Source organism: Mycobacterium hainanense (assembly GCF_041890355.1).
GTDB classification, from domain to species: domain Bacteria; phylum Actinomycetota; class Actinomycetes; order Mycobacteriales; family Mycobacteriaceae; genus Mycobacterium; species Mycobacterium hainanense.
Window position 1 is genome coordinate 672654 of sequence record NZ_CP169059.1, and the last position, 16114, is coordinate 688767.

The following is a 16114-nucleotide window of genomic DNA, read 5'->3' on the forward strand; positions in this document are numbered from 1 at the left end:
ATGGTGACCTGCCTTTTATCTGCGCAGGAGCCGTGTTTTACTGGCACTAGAACACGTTGCAATTGAGGAGCGCACACATCATGGCACCCCCCAACATCCCCGCCGACTTCGACTTTCTCGACCCCGACGTCAACCTCGCAGGTCTGCCCGTCGCGGAACTCGCCGAGCTACGCAAGGCGGAGCCCATCCACTGGGTCGACATCCCCGACGGCGCGGGTGGATTCGAGGACCACGGATATTGGCTCGTCACCAAGCACGCCGACGTCAAGGAGGTGTCCAAGCGCAGCGACATCTTCTCGAGCTGGATGAACGGCGCCATCCCCACATGGCCGCCGGAGATGAAGCGCGAGCAGGTCGAACTGCAGCGCAGCGTCATGCTCAACATGGACGCACCCCACCACACCCGGCTGCGCAAGATCATCTCGCGCGGGTTCACACCCCGGGCCATCGGACGGCTGGAGGCCGAGCTGGCCCAGCGCGCCCAGAACATCGCCAAGACCGCCGCTGCGGAGGGTAGCGGCGACTTCGTCGAACAGGTCTCGTGCGAGCTTCCGCTGCAGGCCATCGCGGGCCTGCTCGGCGTTCCCCAGGAGGATCGCGACAAGCTCTTCCGCTGGTCCAACGAGATGACCGGTGGGACCGACCCCGAGTACGCGCACGTCGACCCCGCGCAGTCGTCGATGGAGCTGATCACCTACGCCATGGCGATGGCCGCGGAGCGGAGCAAGAACCCCACCGACGACATCGTCACCACGCTCGTGCAGGCCGACATCGACGGCGAGAAGCTCTCCGACGACGAGTTCGGTTTCTTCGTGGTGATGCTCGCGGTGGCGGGCAACGAGACCACCCGCAACTCGATCACCCACGGCATGATCGCTTTTGCCAACAACCCCGAACAATGGGAGCTCTTCAAGAAGGAGCGCCCGGCGACCGCCGCCGACGAGATCATCCGGTGGGCCACCCCGGTCTCGGCGTTCCAGCGGACCGCCAACGAGGACACCGAGTTGTCCGGCGTGCGGATCAAGAAGGGGCAACGGGTGGTGATGTCCTACCGGTCGGCCAACTTCGACGAAGACGTCTTCGAGGATCCGCACAGCTTCAACATCTTGCGTGACCCGAACCCGCACGTCGGATTCGGCGGCACCGGGGCCCATTACTGCATCGGCGCGAACCTGGCCCGCATGACCATCAACCTGATCTTCAACGCGGTCGCCGATCACATGCCGGATCTCAAGCCGATCGGTGAGCCCGAGCGGCTGCGGTCAGGCTGGCTCAACGGAATCAAGCATTGGCAGGTGGACTACACCGGCAAGACCGCGGTGACGTCCTGATGGACTTCGATCTCACTGCGACGCAACAGGCCGTCGCGGATGTGGTGACGTCCGTTCTGGATCGTGACCTCGGCTGGGACGCGCTGGTCGGCGGCGGCGTGACGGCGCTGCCAGTGCCCGAGCGCCTCGGCGGCGACGGTGTGGGCCTGCCCGAGGTCGCCACGGTGCTCACCGAGATAGGCCGTCACGGCGCCATCACGCCGGCGCTGGCCACCCTCGGCTTCGGCGTGGTGCCGTTGCTTGACCTGGCGTCCGACGAACAGCAGGACCGGTTCCTGGCCGGCTTGATCAAAGGGGCCAAGGGCGGCGTGCTGACCGCCGCGCTCAACGAGCCCGGTACCGCCTTGCCCGACCGGCCGTCGACCACGTTCGCCAACGGCCGGCTATCGGGGACCAAAGTGGCTGTGCCGTATGCCGATTCGGCCGATTGGATGGTGGTGACCGCCGACAGCGCGGTGGTGGTGGTGTCGCCGAAGGCTGACGGCGTTGCGCTGGTCAAGACGCCGACATCCAACGGTGCGGACGAGTACACCGTCACGTTCGCCGACGTCGCCGTCGGCGACTCCGACGTGCTGACCGACGCCCGGGCGCATCGGGTCAACCAGCTTGCCTTGGCGGCCGTCGGCGCCTACGTGGACGGGCTGGTGGCCGGGGCGCTGCGCCTGACCGCGGACTACGTGGCCAACCGCAAGCAGTTCGGCAAGCCGCTGTCCACATTCCAGACGGTGGCCGCACAGCTGGCCGAGGTGTACATCGCCTCGCGCACCATCGATTTGGCGGCGAAGTCGGTGGTGTGGCGGCTTTCCGAAGGCCGCGACGCCGACGACGACCTCGACGTCCTCGGTTACTGGATCACTTCGCAGGCACCGCCGGTCATGCAGATCTGCCATCACCTACACGGCGGCATGGGGATGGACATCACCTACCCGATGCACCGGTACTACTCCACGATCAAGGACCTGTCCCGGCTACTGGGCGGTTCTTCTCATCGGCTCGACTTGGTGGGAGCGCAATGTTCATAGACCTGACTCCAGAGCAGCGCCAGCTGCAAGCGGAACTGCGGGAGTACTTTTCGAACCTGATCTCGTCGGACGAGATGAAGGCGATGGAGCAGGACCGGCACAACGAGGCCTACCGTGCGGTGATCCGGCGGATGGGCCGCGACGGCAAGCTCGGGGTGGGGTGGCCAAAGGAGTTCGGCGGCTTGGGCTTCGGGCCCATCGAGCAGTCGATCTTCGTCAACGAGGCGCATCGGGCCGACGTTCCGCTACCCGCGGTGACGCTGCAGACCGTCGGTCCGACGCTGCAGCAGTTCGGCAGCGAGGCGCAGAAGAAGAAGTTCCTGCCGGCGATCTTGGCGGGCGAGGTGCACTTCGCGATCGGTTACACCGAACCCGAGGCGGGGACAGACCTGGCATCGTTGCGGACCACCGCGGTGCGCCAGGGCGACGAGTACATCGTCAACGGCCAGAAGATCTTCACCACCGGGGCGCACGACGCCGACTACATCTGGCTGGCCTGCCGCACCGACCCCGAAGCCGTGAAGCACAAGGGGATTTCGATCCTGATCGTCGATACCAAGGACCCCGGCTACTCCTGGACGCCGATCATCCTGTCCGACGGCGCCCACCACACCAACGCCACCTACTACAACGACGTGCGGGTGCCTGCCGACATGCTGGTCGGCGAGGAGAACGGCGGCTGGCGGCTCATCACCACCCAGCTCAACAACGAACGCGTCATGCTCGGCCCCGCCGGCCGCACGGCGGGCATCTACGACCGCTTGCACGCCTGGGCGTCCAAGCCCGGCAGTGACGGGGTCACCCCGATCGACCACCAGGACGTCAAGCGGGCGCTCGGCGAGATCCACGCGATGTGGCGGATCAACGAGCTGCTCAACTGGCAGGTGGCCGCGGCCGGTGAAGACATCAATGTGGCCGATGCCGCCGCCACCAAAGTCTTTGGCACCGAGCGCATTCAGTACATCGGCCGGCTGGCCGAGGAGATCGTCGGCAAGTACGGCAACCCGGCCGACTCGGACACCGCCGACCTGCTCAACTGGCTGGACTCACAAACCAAGCGCAACCTGGTCATCACCTTCGGTGGAGGCGTCAACGAAGTCATGCGCGAAATGATCGCGGCGGCGGGCCTTAAAGTGCCGAGGGTGCCCCGATGACCGACATCCACGAAGCCGTCGCGGAGATCAAGGCGGCCGGTGGCCCCAAGCCGCGCGCCGGCCGCGACCCGGTGAACCAGCCGATGGTCAACAACTGGGTGGAGGCCATCGGCGACCGCAACCCCATCTACGTCGACGAGGCCGCCGCCAGGGCCGCCGGTCATCCGGGAATCGTGGCCCCGCCGGCCATGATTCAGGTGTGGACCATGTTCGGCCTGAACGGGGAGCGTCCGAAGGACGACCCGATGGGCCCCATCATGGAACTGTTCGACAACGCCGGCTACATCGGCGTCGTCGCCACCAACTGCGAACAGACCTATCACCGCTACCTGCGGCCCGGCGAGCAGGTCAGCATCACCTCGGAGATGGGTGACGTGGTCGGGCCCAAGCAGACCGGTTTGGGCGAGGGTTACTTCATCAACCAGCACATCATCTGGCGGGTCGGTGACGAGGATGTCGCCGAGATGAACTGGCGCATCCTGAAATTCAGGCCGCGGGAGGCGGCGTCCGGGCCCGCCGTGCCCGAGGACCTGGATCCCGACGCCATGATGCGCCCGGCCTCGTCGCGGGACACCGCCTTCTTCTGGGAGGGCGTCAAGGCGCACGAGCTGCGAATCCAGCGGCGGCCCGACGGCAGTCTGCAGCACCCGCCGGTGCCCGCGGTGTGGCAGGACAAAGCCGCGCCGATCGATTACGTGGTCGCCAGCGGCCGCGGTGAGGTGTTCAGCTTCGTCGTGCACCACGCGCCGAAGGTGCCCGGCCGCACGCTGCCCTTCGTCATCGCCCTGATCGAGCTCGAGGAGGGTGTGCGGATGCTGGGCGAGCTGCGAGGGGCGGACCCAGCCGAAGTGAGGATCGGAATGCCGGTCCGCACAACGTACATCGACTTCCCCGCCAGTGAAACGGGCCCGGAGTGGACCCTCTACGCCTGGGAGCCTGACGCATGACCGCCCCGACCGTGGAAGTGGGTACGACGCTGCCCGAGCTCAAGCTCTACGGCGACCCCACCTTCATCATCTCGACCGCCATCGCCACCCGCGACTTCCAAGATGTCCACCATGACCGCGACCTGGCGCAGGCCAAAGGGTCGAAGGACATCTTCGTCAACATCCTCACCGACACCGGTCTGGTGCAGCGCTACGTCACGGACTGGGCCGGACCGTCGGCGCTGATCAAGTCGATCGGCCTGCGCCTCGGCGTGCCGTGGTACGCGTATGACACCGTGACCTTCTCCGGTGAGGTGACCGCCGTGGAGGCCGGCCTGATCACCGTGAAGGTCTTCGGCCGCAACAGCCTTGGTGATCACGTCATCGCGACCGTGACGCTGACGATGGGAGACTCTTGATGTTGTCGGGTAAGGCTGCCATCGTCGGCATCGGTGCCACCGACTTCTCGAAGGACTCCGGTCGAAGCGAATTGCGGTTGGCGGCCGAGGCGGTGCTGGACGCGTTGGACGACGCGGGCCTCTCCCCGTCGGACGTCGACGGGCTGACCACCTTCACGATGGACACCAACAACGAAACCGCGGTGGCCCGAGCGGTCGGGATCGGCGATCTGAAGTTCTTCTCGCAGATCGGTTACGGCGGAGGCGCCGCGTGCGCGACCGTCCAGCAGGCGGCGATAGCCGTAGCCACCGGGGCGGCCGACGTCGTGGTGGCGTACCGGGCGTTCAACGAGCGGTCGGGCATGCGGTTCGGTCAGGTGCAGACCCGGTTGGCGGGAGACGCTCGCGCGCAAGCGGATTCGACGGCGGCCGACAATTCGTTCTCGTACCCGCACGGCCTCTCCACCCCGGCCGCGCAGGTCGCCATGATCGCCCAGCGGTACATGCACCTGTCCGGGGCGACTAGTCGCGACTTCGGCGTCATCTCGGTGGCCGACCGTAAACACGCCGCCAAGAATCCGAAGGCGTACTTCTACGAAAAGCCGATAACCATTGAGGACCATCAAAACTCGCGGTGGATCGCCGAGCCGCTGCGGCTGCTGGACTGCTGCCAGGAAACCGACGGCGCGGTGGCGATCGTGGTGACCTCGCCGGAGCGCGCGCGGGACCTCAAGCAGCGACCTGCTGTCATCGAGGCCGCGGCACAGGGTTCGAGCCCCGACCAGTACACGATGGTCAGCTACTACCGGCCGGAGTTGGGTCTGCCCGAGATGGGCGTGGTGGGGCAGCAGCTGTGGCAGCAGTCCGGCCTCTCGCCGTCGGATATCCAGACCGCCATCCTTTACGACCACTTCACGCCCTTTACGCTGATTCAGTTGGAGGAGTTGGGATTCTGCGGCAAGGGCGAGGCGAAGGACTTCATCGCCGACGGCGCGATCGAGGTCGGCGGTCGGCTGCCCATCAACACGCACGGCGGCCAGCTTGGTGAGGCCTACATCCACGGCATGAACGGCATCGCCGAGGGTGTGCGGCAATTGCGTGGGACCTCGGTCAACCCGGTCCCCGACGTCGAGCACGTTCTCGTCACCGCGGGAACCGGTGTCCCCACGTCGGGGCTCATCCTCGGCTAGCCTCTTCCGCCTTTCCCTCGCCCTCCCCTTCCCCCTTTCGGCCGAGTGTGCAGTTAGTTTCACGTTCGCGGTCGAGTGTGAAACTAACTTCACGCTCGACGAGTGAAGTGACGAGGCGGGCGAGCAGTGCGACGCTGCGGTGGTGAATGAGCCGTTCCTTGGTAGCGAGGCTATTGCTCGAGGCGCACTAACCAGGGGTCAGCTATCCAACGGCTATACGCGACTTTTCCGCGATGTGTATGTCAGTCGGGATGCTGACATCACTGCCGCGCTGCGCGCGCGAGCCGCATGGTTGTGGACCGGCCGCCAGGGTGTGGTCGCCGGATTCTCAGCGGCGGCGCTGCATGGCAGCAAATGGGTGGAGAGCGGGATGGTGGTCGACCTCATTCACGACAACCGCCATCGTCAACCCGGAATCCGAGCTCATGGCGACCGTATCGAGGACGACGAGATCATCGCCATCGACGGGATGGCCGTGACCTCGCCACCCAGGACTGCTCTGGACCTCGGCTGCTGGTATCCGATCACCGCCGCGGTTGCGGGGATCGACGCATTGGCTCGAGCAACACGAATCAAGGCCGCCGATGTCGAGCTGCTCGCCGGACGGTACTCGGGCCGCCGAGGCATCGCGCAGGCGAGGGAGGCTATAGCACTTTTCGATAGTGGGGCGCAGTCTCCGAAGGAATCTTGGCTGCGCATTGTGCTCGTACAGGCAGGATTACCGCCGCCTCAGACGCAGATCCCAGTTTTCGATCACTTCGGTGAGCCGGTGGCCTATCTGGATATGGGTTGGGAGGAGCTGAAGGTCGCCGTCGAGTACGACGGCGAACAACACCGCACCGACCGGCGGCAATACACCTGGGATGTCCGGCGATTGGAAACGCTCGAGCGTCTGGGGTGGATCATCGTCCGGGTGGTGGCCGGTGACCGCCCAGCCGATATCGTTCGGCGTGTTCGCGCCGCTCGTGCCCGTCGAGCGTGAAGCTAGTTTCACACTCGACCGCGAACGTGAAACTAACTTCACGCTGGAGGCCCCGAGACTGGAGGCCCCGAGGAGGGAGGCCCCGAGAAGAAGGACCCTAGGCCGGGACCAGTTCGACGCCGCTCAAGACCACGGCGTTGTCGCGCGACGGCGCGACCACGCCGGCCACGAAACGGCCGTCCTCTTTCCACACGTTGACGCGCAGCGTCTCGCCGGGGAACGCCACGCCCGCGAAGCGGGCGCCGTAGGCGGCCACCGCGCCGACGTCGCCGTCCAGCAGCGTGTCGACGATCGCCTTGCACGTCATGCCGTAGGTGCACAGGCCGTGCAGGATGGGCTGTGAAAAGCCTGCGGCCGCAGCGAATTCCGGGTCGGAGTGCAGCGGGTTGCGGTCGCCGCACAGTCGGTAGAGCAGCGCCTGCTGCGGCAGGATCGGCACCGCCACCTCGACGTCGGGCGCCCGGTCGGGCGCCGCGTCCGACGTCGAAGGCCCACGCTCACCGCCGAATCCGCCCTCGCCGCGGGCGAAGATCGACCGTCGCTGCGTCCACAGCAGTGTGCCGTCGGGCGCGCTGACGGTCGTCTCACTCCAGATCACCGCGGCCTTGCCCTTGTCCCAGATGTCGGTGAACCGGGTGACGGCGCGCGCCGCACCCGACGGCGGCAGCGGGCCGGGCACCTCCACCCGCTCGCTGGCGTGCAGTACCTTGCCCAGCTCGATGTCGATGCCGGGGAATTGCACGGTCGGCGGCTTGGTCATGTGAAAGGACGCCGCGACGTTGCCGAACGTCGGCAGCACCTGCGGGGTGTCGTCCACCAGGTAGCGCAATTCGCGCGGGTCCATCGGATCCTTGCCGGCGCCCAACGCCAAGTGGTAGAGCTGCACATCGCTGCTCGTCCAAGAGAAATCGATGGGCTCGAGCTCGGCGGCCAGCGCGACATCTACGTCGATGGGCATCAGCGGTCCCCCGCAATGTGCAGCGCGGCCAGGTAGCCGAAAGTCATCGCCGGGCCGATGGTGCCGCCCGGTCCCGGATAGGTGTGGCCCATCACCGGGGCACTGACATTGCCTGCGGCGTAAAGGCCTTCGATGATCGAGCCGTCGTCGCGCAGCGCACGACCGTGGACGTCGGTGCGGATACCGCCCTTGGTGCCCAGGTCGCCTGGCACCATCTTGGCCGCGTAGTACGGCGCGTGGGCGAGCTCGCCCAGGTTGGGATTGGGCTTGTTGGTCGGGTCGCCGTAGTAGCGGTCGTACGCGCTCTCGCCGCGGTGGAAATCCTCGTCGACGCCGGAGCGGGCGAAGCCGTTGAAGCGCGCCACCGTGGCGGTGAAATCGGCAACCGGCAGGCCGGCCTTCTGCGCCAGCTCCTCGAGTGTGTCGGCCTGAATGATGACCCCTGACTCCAGCCACTTGCGCGGAATGCGTTGTCCCGGCTGCAATCCCGCGAAGATGTAGCGGTCGCGGTATTGCTGGTCGAACACCAGCCACGCCGGAATGTTCTCGCCCGGACCGGGGCCCTGGCCGAATTCCCCACCGTACATGTGGTGGCAGGCTTCGACGTAAGGCATCGACTCGTTCATGAACCGCTTGCCCGACATGTTGACAATGATCGATCCCGGCGAATTGCGCTCCGAGAGCGCGAACCACGGCGAGCCCACCAGGGGCACCGTCGGGCCCCACCAGGCGTCTTCCATCAATTCGAGTGCGGCGCCGAGCTTTTCGGCGGCGACGATGCCATCGCCGGTGTTGGCCTTGGCGCCGACGGTCCACTCGGTGGTGATCGGCGCGCGCTGATACTTCACCCGCATCTGCTCGTTGTGCTCGAAACCGCCGGAGGCGAGGATCACACCGCGCCGGGCCCGGATCAGCCGCGGTTCGGACGATTCCGAGGCGCCGGTGTCGTGCACGTAGACACCGCGCACCACGCCGTCCTCGACGTACAGATCGGTGAGCGCGGTGTTCAGTAGCACCGGGACGCCGGCCTGCTGCAAACCGATCCGCAGCGGGCCGATCAACGCCCGGCCCATGCCGACGAGGTTCTTGCCGGTCGCCTTCGCCCACATGGTGCGGGCGCCGACCTTCAGGCTGCGCAGCACGCCGCGCGGGTGGCGTTTCAGCTGGTTCAGCCGCACGTAATCCTGTTGCATGACAACGACGTTGAGCGGCACCTTGCCGTATGCCGGCTCGAGCCCGGGCATGTCGGCGCCCAGCTTGCGCGCGTCGAACGGCTTCGGCTCGATCGAACGTCCTTCCGCGCGACCGCCGGGCGCCTCCGGGTAGTAGTCGGAGTAGCGCGGGACCCAGCACATCTTCAGCGGGGTGTGCTTCAGCACGAACGAGAGCATCTCGGGGCCACGCTCGAGGTAAGTGTCGATGCGTTCCGGCTCGACGACGTTGCCGATGATGCCGTGCAAGTAGGTCCGGGCCGCCTCGGGGTCGTCCCGGACGCCGTCGCGCTTGAGCACCTCGTTGTTCGGAATCCAGACGCCCCCGCCCGACCGTGCGGTCGAGCCGCCGAAGTGCGCAGCCTTCTCGATGACTACTGTGGAAAGTCCCCGGTGAGCGGCGGTAAGGGCAGCCACCATGCCGGCTCCGCCGCTGCCGACCACGACGACGTCGAGCTCCTGTGCTGTCATGTAGAACACGTTATAGAATTGGCCGGGCCGGGCGCTACTGGGCCGGTCACACGAACGAGGGGACTTCTGCAATGCTCAGTGTCGCGACACGTGACGAGCTTGCTGCCGACTTGGCGCAGGCTGAGCGGAGCCGCTCGCCGATCGCTCCGCTAACCGCCGCCCACCCGGACATCGACGTCGTCGACGCCTACGAGATCCAGCTGATCAACATCCGCCAGCGGGTGGCCGAGGGGGCCCGGGTGCTGGGCCACAAGGTTGGCCTGTCGTCGAAGGCGATCCAGCAGATGATGGGGGTCGACGAGCCGGACTACGGGCATTTGCTCGACGAGATGCAATTGTTCGAAGACACCCCGGTCAAGGCCAGCCGCTACCTGTGGCCGCGGGTCGAGGTCGAGGTCGGTTTCATCCTCAACGCCGACCTGCCGGGCGCCGAGTGCACGGAGGACGACGTGCTGGCGGCCACCGAGGCGCTGGTGCCGTCGATCGAGTTGATCGACACCCGGATCACCGACTGGAAGATCGAGTTGTGCGACACCATCGCCGACAACGCGTCGTCGGCGGGCTTCGTGCTGGGCAAGGCGCGCGTCTCCCCGAACGACGTCGACATCAAAGGGATCGATGCGGTGCTGAGCTGCAACGGTGAGGTCGTCGCCAAGGGTCGTACCGACGCGGTGCTGGGCAACCCCGTCACCGCGGTGGCCTGGCTGGCCCGCAAGGTCGAGGGCTTCGGCGTGCGGTTACGCAAAGGCGACGTGGTACTTCCGGGGTCCTGCACGCGCGCGATCGACGCGCACGCCGGCGACGAGTTTGTTGCCGACTTCACGGGCCTGGGATCTGTTCATTTGTCATTCGAATAGTCTCGAAATTAAATCGTCGGACTTAAATAGCGAGAGCTTCGCAAAGGAGCGTCACATGCCCGCTAAGGCGAGTGTGGCCATTGTCGGGTCGGGAAACATCAGTACTGACCTGCTCTACAAGTTGCTGCGGTCGGAGTGGTTGGAACCGCGCTGGATGGTGGGCATCGACCCGGAAAGCGAGGGCCTGGCGCGGGCCCGCAAGCTGGGTCTTCAGACCACACACGAGGGTGTGGACTGGTTGCTGGCCCAGTCGGAGAAGCCCGATCTGGTGTTCGAGGCCACCAGCGCCTACGTGCACCGGGACGCCGCGCCGAAATACGAAGCCGCCGGGATTCGGGCCATTGACCTGACCCCGGCCGCCGTCGGCCCGGCGGTCATCCCCCCGGCCAACCTGCGCGAGCACCTGGATGCCCCGAACGTCAACATGATCACCTGCGGCGGACAGGCCACCATCCCGATCGTCTACGCGGTGAGCCGCGTCGTGGAGGTGCCGTACGCGGAGATCGTCGCGTCGGTGGCCTCGGTTTCCGCGGGACCGGGCACCCGGGCCAACATCGATGAGTTCACCAAGACCACCAGCAAGGGTGTGCAGACCATCGGCGGCGCCAAGCGGGGCAAGGCGATTATCATCCTCAACCCGGCCGATCCGCCGATGATCATGCGCGACACCATCTTCTGCGCGATCCCCGAGGACGCCGACCGCGGCGCGATCGCAAAGTCCATTCACGACGTGGTGGCCGAGGTACAGACCTACGTGCCGGGCTACCGGCTGCTCAACGAGCCGCAGTTCGACGAGCCGTCGCTGCACTCCGGCGGTCAGGCGGTCGTTACCACGTTCGTCGAGGTGGAGGGCGCCGGCGATTACCTGCCGCCGTATGCGGGCAACCTGGACATCATGACCGCCGCGGCCACCAAGGTCGGCGAGGAGATCGCGAAGGAATCCCTATCCGCGACGGCGCCGGGAGCGCAAGCATGAGCACACAGGAGATCTTCTTCAACCCGATCTGGGACGTGCGGCTGACCGACACGTCGTTGCGGGACGGCTCGCATCACAAGCGCCACCAGTTCACCAAAGACGAGGTCGGCGCGATCGTGGCCGCCCTGGACACCGCCGGGGTGCCGGTCATCGAAGTCACCCACGGCGACGGCCTGGGCGGCTCGAGCTTCAACTACGGGTTCTCCAAGACGCCCGAGCAGGAGCTGATCAAGCTGGCGGCCCAGACGGCCAAGGAGGCCAAGATCGCCTTCTTGATGCTGCCCGGGGTGGGCACCAAGGAGGACATCAAGGAGGCCCAGAACAACGGCGGGTCGATCTGCCGGATCGCCACCCATTGCACCGAAGCCGATGTGTCCATTCAGCACTTCGGCCTGGCCCGCGAACTCGGCCTGGAGACCGTCGGGTTCTTGATGATGAGCCACACCATCTCCCCGGAGAAGCTGGCCGCCCAGGCCCGCATCATGGCCGACGCCGGCTGCCAGTGCGTCTACGTGGTCGATTCGGCCGGCGCGCTGGTCCTCGAGGGGGTGCGCGACCGGGTCGCGGCCCTGGTCGCCGAGCTCGGCGACGACGCCCAGGTGGGCTTCCACGGCCATGAGAACCTCGGCCTGGGGGTGGCCAACTCCGTGGAGGCCGTCCGCGCGGGGGCCAAGCAGATCGACGGCTCGTGTCGGCGGTTCGGCGCCGGAGCGGGCAACGCGCCCGTCGAGGCGCTGATCGGGGTGTTCGACAAGATCGGCGTCAAGACCGGCATCGACTTCTTCGACATCGCCGACGCCGCCGAAGAGGTGGTGGCCCCGACCATGCCCGCCGAGTGCCTGCTCGACCGCAACGCCCTGATCATGGGCTACTCCGGGGTGTACTCGAGCTTCCTCAAGCACGCCATCCGCCAATCCGAGCGCTACGGGGTGCCCGCCCACCAACTGCTGCACCGCGCCGGTCAACGCAAACTCATCGGCGGCCAAGAAGACCAACTCATCGACATCGCGCTCGAAATCAAACGCGAGCAAGAAAGCGGCGCCGCCGCCAAGTAGCCTGCGCGCGCACAGGCCACGCAAAGCTATCCGGAGTAACCTGGGCGCATGACCGTGACATCCAGGAAAACTCGGGACCGCGGACTGTACGGCGTCCTCGCCGGGAGTTTGCTGGCCGCCACCGCCGCGACGGTGATCGCGCTCCCGGTCGCCGACGCCGCGCCCCAGTGCAACCAGACCGTGGGTAACTCCATCGACCAGTACCTGCAGCGGCATCCCGACCTGCATGCGCAGCTGCAGGCCAAGTCGGAGGCGGAAGGCGGCGGCCCCAACGTCATCGACTACCTGAACCGGCATCCCGACGTGCGGCAGCATCTGATCGACCTGTCGCAGCAGTGCGCACCGTAGTGAGTCGGCCTCGTCGGTGAACGCCGCGGCGGACGCGCGGGGATGTTCGCCATTGACGAAAAAGTAGAACACGTTCTAGCGTCTAGGCGTGCTCGCAGAATCTTTTTCAGGCCCGCTCACCCAAGCGATCGCCGAAGCCGAGAAGCTGGTCGCCGACGCGCCCTTCATCGAGACCGAGGCAGACCTGCTCGAAGGGCTGCAATATCTGGCGGGCTGCGTTTCGGCCTGTATCCACCTGGCTTTCGACTACGAGCGGGACCACCCGTTCCTGCAATCGGGAACCGGGCCGTTCACCAAGATGGGCTTGGATAACCCCGACACCCTCTACTTCGGCACGCGGGTCCACGCCGATCACGACTACGTCGTCACCGGCAGGCGCGGCACCACCACCGACCTGAGCTTCCAGTTGCTCGGCGGTGAATACACCGACGACAACGTGCCCGCCAGCCAGGCGGCGTTCGACGACCGCGAACTCGAGATCGCGGCCGACGGCAGTTTCGAGTGGCGGCTGCGGCCCACCAGCAACGGGCAGCTGGTCATTCGCGAGGTCTACGGTGACTGGTCGGCACAACGTGGCACGCTGGCCATCTCCCGTTTGGACACCGCGGGTACCGCACCGCCGCCGCTGACCCGCGAGACCATCGAAAAGCGTTACGCCACAGCGGGAAAGCAGCTCGTCAACCGGGTGAAGACGTGGCTTCAGTTCCCGCAATGGTTCTATCTCGACCTTCCGGTGAACACCATGGTCGCGCCCCGCCTCACGCCGGGCGGACTGGCGACCCAGTATTCGTCGGTCGGCCACTACGACTTGGCGCCCGATCAGGCGCTGGTGATCACCATCCCGGCTTCCGACGCGCCCTACCTGGGCTTCCAGCTGGGCAGCCTCTGGTACATCTCGCTGGACTACATCAACCACCAGACATCGCTGAACAACACTCAGGCGCAAGCGGATCCGGACGGCAAGGTGCGCATAGTCGTCGCCGACCAGAACCCGGGAGTGACCAACTGGGTGGAGACGCTGGCGCATCGGCGGGGCTTCCTGCAGTTCCGTTGGCAACGGGTGTCGCGGCAACTCACCGAGGCGGACGGGCCCACCGTGGAGGTGGTCGCCTTCGACGCCGTGCCCGCCAGGTTGCCGTACTTCGAGCACAACAAGATCTCCGACGACGAATGGCGGGCGCGAATAGCGCTGCGCCAACAACAAATTGCGGCCAGGATGCTGGGGTGACGATGACAGGCTTACTCAACGAAAAGGTCGTGGTCATCAGCGGCGTCGGGCCGGGGCTCGGGACCACCCTGGCGCATCGGTGCTCACAGGACGGCGCCGACTTGGTGCTGGCGGCGCGGACGGTGGAGCGGCTGGAAAGCATCGCCAAGCAGGTCAACGACACCGGGCGCAAGGCGTTGGCGGTGCGTGCCGACATTACCGACGACGACGAGGTGAACTATGTCGTCGAGACCACCATGGCGACGTACGGCAAGGTTGACGTTCTGATCAACAACGCGTTCCGGGTGCCGTCCATGAAGCCGTTGGCCGCCACCAGCTTTCAGCACATCCGCGACGCGATCGAGCTCAGCGCGCTGGGCGCGTTGCGGCTCATCCAGGCCTTCACCCCCGCGCTGGAGAAGTCGCACGGATCGATCGTCAACGTCAACTCCATGGTGCTGCGGCACTCCCAGGCCAAATACGGCGCCTACAAGATGGCCAAGTCGGCGCTGCTGTCGATGTCACAGTCCCTGGCCACCGAGCTCGGTGAGAAGGGGATCCGCGTCAATTCCGTTGCCCCGGGCTATATCTGGGGCGACACCTTGCAGGCCTACTTCGAGCACCAGGCGGGCAAGTACGGCACCACGGTGGACCAGATCTACGCCGCGACCGCGGCGAACTCCGACCTCAAGCGCCTGCCCACCGAAGACGAGGTGGCCTCGGCGATCCTGTTCCTGGCCAGCGACCTGTCCAGCGGCATCACCGGACAGACGCTGGACGTCAACTGCGGGGAGTACCACACGTAATGCCGCCATCGACGATGCAGTGGGGGTACCGCCCGCTTGCGGGGGACGAAGCGATGAGGAGGAGATGGCGACATGGGAGCTGACCGCACCGATGTCGGCACCGTCGACGAGTTGCACGCCTCGGCGAGCAAGCTGACCGGGCTCGATGACTTCGGCGCCAACGACGACAACTATCTCGAAGCGCTGGAGGTGCTGCTGGACTCCTACCGGCGAGAAGCCGGCCTTACGGTGTTGGGCAGCAAGATGAATCGCTTCTTCCTGCGCGGTGCCCTGGTGGCCCGGCTGCTGTCGGAGGCGTCGTGGAAGCAGTATCCGCAGCACGCCGACGTCGCGATCGAGCGCCCGATCTTCGTCACCGGCCTGGTGCGCACCGGCACCACCGCGCTGCACCGGCTACTGGGCGCCGACCCGGCGCATCAGGGCCTGCACATGTGGCTGGCCGAGTTCCCGCAACCGCGCCCGCCGCGCGAAACCTGGGAATCGCACCCGCTTTATCGCCAGCTCGACGAGCAATTCAACCGGCACCACCAAGAGAATCCTGGCTACACCGGCCTGCACTTCATGGCCGCCTATGAGCTCGAGGAATGCTGGCAGCTGCTTCGGCAGTCGCTGCATTCGGTGTCCTACGAGACCTTGGCGCACCTGCCCAGTTACGCGCAGTGGCTTTCGGAGCAGGACTGGACGCCGTCCTACCGTCGGCACCGCAAGAACCTCCAGCTGATCGGGCTCAATGACGCTGAAAAGCGTTGGGTGCTAAAGAATCCCAGTCATCTGTTCGCGCTGGACGCCTTGATGGCGACCTACCCCGACGCGCTGGTGATTCAGACCCATCGGCCGGTCGAGACGATCATGGCCTCCATGTGTTCGCTGGCCCAACACACCGCCGAGGGATGGTCGACGACGTTCGACGGGGCCCAGATCGGCGCCGACGCGATGGATACCTGGTCGCGTGGCCTCGAGCGCTTCAACACCGCCCGCGCCAAGTATTCGCCGGCCCAGTTCTACGACGTCGACTACAAGGAACTGATCGCCGACCCGATCGGCACGGTGGGCGATATCTACCGGCATTTCGGGCTGACGCTGACCGAAGAGGCGAGGGCAGCCATGGAAAAGACGCACGCCGACAGCCAGTCCGGCGAGCGGGCGCCGAAACATCGTTACTCGCTGGCCGATTACGGGCTGACCGTCGAGACGGTCAAGGAGCGCTTCGCCGGGCTGTAGG

The 16114-nt window shown here is 66.2% G+C and carries 16 protein-coding genes; 14 read left to right on the forward strand and 2 right to left on the reverse strand.

Annotated features, from left to right (window positions below; translation table 11 throughout):
• The first annotated feature begins 80 nt into the window (after positions 1 to 80).
• The 7 genes from ACEL92_RS03120 (at position 81) to ACEL92_RS03150 (ending at position 7003) form a co-directional block, all read left to right on the forward strand.
• On the forward strand, positions 81 to 1331 hold the full coding sequence (locus tag ACEL92_RS03120) for a cytochrome P450 (protein WP_374024198.1): 1251 nt from the start codon (positions 81 to 83) through the stop codon (positions 1329 to 1331).
• Positions 1331 to 2353: an acyl-CoA dehydrogenase family protein gene (locus ACEL92_RS03125; RefSeq protein ID WP_374024199.1), complete on the forward strand. Its 1023-nt coding sequence runs from the start codon at positions 1331 to 1333 to the stop codon at positions 2351 to 2353. Before ACEL92_RS03120 ends, ACEL92_RS03125 begins: the two co-directional genes overlap by 1 nt.
• Positions 2344 to 3507: an acyl-CoA dehydrogenase FadE29 gene (fadE29, locus tag ACEL92_RS03130; protein ID WP_374024200.1), complete on the forward strand. Its 1164-nt coding sequence runs from the start codon at positions 2344 to 2346 to the stop codon at positions 3505 to 3507. The genes ACEL92_RS03125 and fadE29 overlap by 10 nt, the downstream gene beginning before the upstream one ends.
• Positions 3504 to 4454 carry a bifunctional MaoC family dehydratase N-terminal/OB-fold nucleic acid binding domain-containing protein gene (locus tag ACEL92_RS03135; protein WP_374024201.1) on the forward strand — a complete coding sequence of 317 codons (951 nt, stop codon included), beginning with the start codon at positions 3504 to 3506 and terminating at the stop codon, positions 4452 to 4454. Before fadE29 ends, ACEL92_RS03135 begins: the two co-directional genes overlap by 4 nt.
• Complete coding sequence (locus tag ACEL92_RS03140) at positions 4451 to 4852, forward strand: MaoC family dehydratase (RefSeq protein WP_374024202.1); 402 nt, start codon at positions 4451 to 4453, stop codon at positions 4850 to 4852. Before ACEL92_RS03135 ends, ACEL92_RS03140 begins: the two co-directional genes overlap by 4 nt.
• Positions 4852 to 6021, forward strand: coding sequence for a lipid-transfer protein (locus ACEL92_RS03145; RefSeq protein WP_374024203.1), 1170 nt, complete (start codon positions 4852 to 4854; stop codon positions 6019 to 6021). Before ACEL92_RS03140 ends, ACEL92_RS03145 begins: the two co-directional genes overlap by 1 nt.
• Before the next feature lie 142 nt (positions 6022 to 6163).
• Positions 6164 to 7003, forward strand: a complete 840-nt coding sequence (locus ACEL92_RS03150) for a hypothetical protein (RefSeq protein WP_374024204.1) — start codon at positions 6164 to 6166, stop codon at positions 7001 to 7003.
• 97 nt (positions 7004 to 7100) lie between these two features.
• Here ACEL92_RS03150 and ACEL92_RS03155 read toward each other — a convergent pair whose 3' ends face one another.
• Positions 7101 to 7961, reverse strand: a complete 861-nt coding sequence (locus ACEL92_RS03155) for a MaoC/PaaZ C-terminal domain-containing protein (RefSeq protein WP_374024205.1) — start codon at positions 7959 to 7961, stop codon at positions 7101 to 7103.
• A complete protein-coding gene (gene kstD / locus ACEL92_RS03160; RefSeq protein WP_374024206.1) occupies positions 7961 to 9643 on the reverse strand; it encodes a 3-oxosteroid 1-dehydrogenase in 1683 nt (560 codons plus the stop codon). Before kstD ends, ACEL92_RS03155 begins: the two co-directional genes overlap by 1 nt.
• Positions 9644 to 9714: 71 nt before the next feature.
• Here kstD and ACEL92_RS03165 point away from each other — a divergent pair, with 71 nt between their 5' ends.
• From ACEL92_RS03165 to ACEL92_RS03195, 7 genes are all read left to right on the forward strand, one after another.
• Positions 9715 to 10500 carry a 2-keto-4-pentenoate hydratase gene (locus tag ACEL92_RS03165; protein WP_374024207.1) on the forward strand — a complete coding sequence of 262 codons (786 nt, stop codon included), beginning with the start codon at positions 9715 to 9717 and terminating at the stop codon, positions 10498 to 10500.
• Between the two features lie 55 nt (positions 10501 to 10555).
• Positions 10556 to 11476, forward strand: a complete 921-nt coding sequence (locus tag ACEL92_RS03170; protein WP_374024208.1) for an acetaldehyde dehydrogenase (acetylating) — start codon at positions 10556 to 10558, stop codon at positions 11474 to 11476.
• A complete protein-coding gene (gene dmpG / locus ACEL92_RS03175) occupies positions 11473 to 12531 on the forward strand; it encodes a 4-hydroxy-2-oxovalerate aldolase (protein ID WP_374024209.1) in 1059 nt (352 codons plus the stop codon). The genes ACEL92_RS03170 and dmpG overlap by 4 nt, the downstream gene beginning before the upstream one ends.
• A 48-nt stretch (positions 12532 to 12579) precedes the next feature.
• Complete coding sequence (locus tag ACEL92_RS03180) at positions 12580 to 12879, forward strand: hypothetical protein (protein ID WP_374024210.1); 300 nt, start codon at positions 12580 to 12582, stop codon at positions 12877 to 12879.
• 88 nt (positions 12880 to 12967) lie between these two features.
• Complete coding sequence (locus tag ACEL92_RS03185; RefSeq protein ID WP_374024211.1) at positions 12968 to 14107, forward strand: hypothetical protein; 1140 nt, start codon at positions 12968 to 12970, stop codon at positions 14105 to 14107.
• A gap of 2 nt (positions 14108 to 14109) precedes the next feature.
• Positions 14110 to 14892, forward strand: a complete 783-nt coding sequence (locus tag ACEL92_RS03190) for an SDR family oxidoreductase (RefSeq protein WP_374026062.1) — start codon at positions 14110 to 14112, stop codon at positions 14890 to 14892.
• A 72-nt stretch (positions 14893 to 14964) separates the two neighbouring features.
• Positions 14965 to 16113, forward strand: coding sequence for a sulfotransferase (locus ACEL92_RS03195; protein WP_374024212.1), 1149 nt, complete (start codon positions 14965 to 14967; stop codon positions 16111 to 16113).
• Position 16114 lies beyond the last annotated feature (1 nt).

Excerpts from the sequence above, each read along its gene's own strand:
- ACEL92_RS03120 (WP_374024198.1), top strand. The coding sequence starts at position 81 with ATGGCACCCCCCAACATCCCCGCCGACTTCGACTTTCTCGACCCCGAC.
- ACEL92_RS03125 (WP_374024199.1), top strand. The coding sequence starts at position 1,331 with ATGGACTTCGATCTCACTGCGACGCAACAGGCCGTCGCGGATGTGGTG.
- fadE29 (WP_374024200.1), top strand. The coding sequence starts at position 2,344 with ATGTTCATAGACCTGACTCCAGAGCAGCGCCAGCTGCAAGCGGAACTG.
- ACEL92_RS03135 (WP_374024201.1), top strand. The coding sequence starts at position 3,504 with ATGACCGACATCCACGAAGCCGTCGCGGAGATCAAGGCGGCCGGTGGC.
- ACEL92_RS03140 (WP_374024202.1), top strand. The coding sequence starts at position 4,451 with ATGACCGCCCCGACCGTGGAAGTGGGTACGACGCTGCCCGAGCTCAAG.
- ACEL92_RS03145 (WP_374024203.1), top strand. The coding sequence starts at position 4,852 with ATGTTGTCGGGTAAGGCTGCCATCGTCGGCATCGGTGCCACCGACTTC.
- ACEL92_RS03155 (WP_374024205.1), bottom strand. The coding sequence starts at position 7,961 with ATGCCCATCGACGTAGATGTCGCGCTGGCCGCCGAGCTCGAGCCCATC.
- kstD (WP_374024206.1), bottom strand. The coding sequence starts at position 9,643 with ATGACAGCACAGGAGCTCGACGTCGTCGTGGTCGGCAGCGGCGGAGCC.
- ACEL92_RS03165 (WP_374024207.1), top strand. The coding sequence starts at position 9,715 with ATGCTCAGTGTCGCGACACGTGACGAGCTTGCTGCCGACTTGGCGCAG.
- ACEL92_RS03170 (WP_374024208.1), top strand. The coding sequence starts at position 10,556 with ATGCCCGCTAAGGCGAGTGTGGCCATTGTCGGGTCGGGAAACATCAGT.
- dmpG (WP_374024209.1), top strand. The coding sequence starts at position 11,473 with ATGAGCACACAGGAGATCTTCTTCAACCCGATCTGGGACGTGCGGCTG.
- ACEL92_RS03180 (WP_374024210.1), top strand. The coding sequence starts at position 12,580 with ATGACCGTGACATCCAGGAAAACTCGGGACCGCGGACTGTACGGCGTC.
- ACEL92_RS03190 (WP_374026062.1), top strand. The coding sequence starts at position 14,110 with ATGACAGGCTTACTCAACGAAAAGGTCGTGGTCATCAGCGGCGTCGGG.
- ACEL92_RS03195 (WP_374024212.1), top strand. The coding sequence starts at position 14,965 with ATGGGAGCTGACCGCACCGATGTCGGCACCGTCGACGAGTTGCACGCC.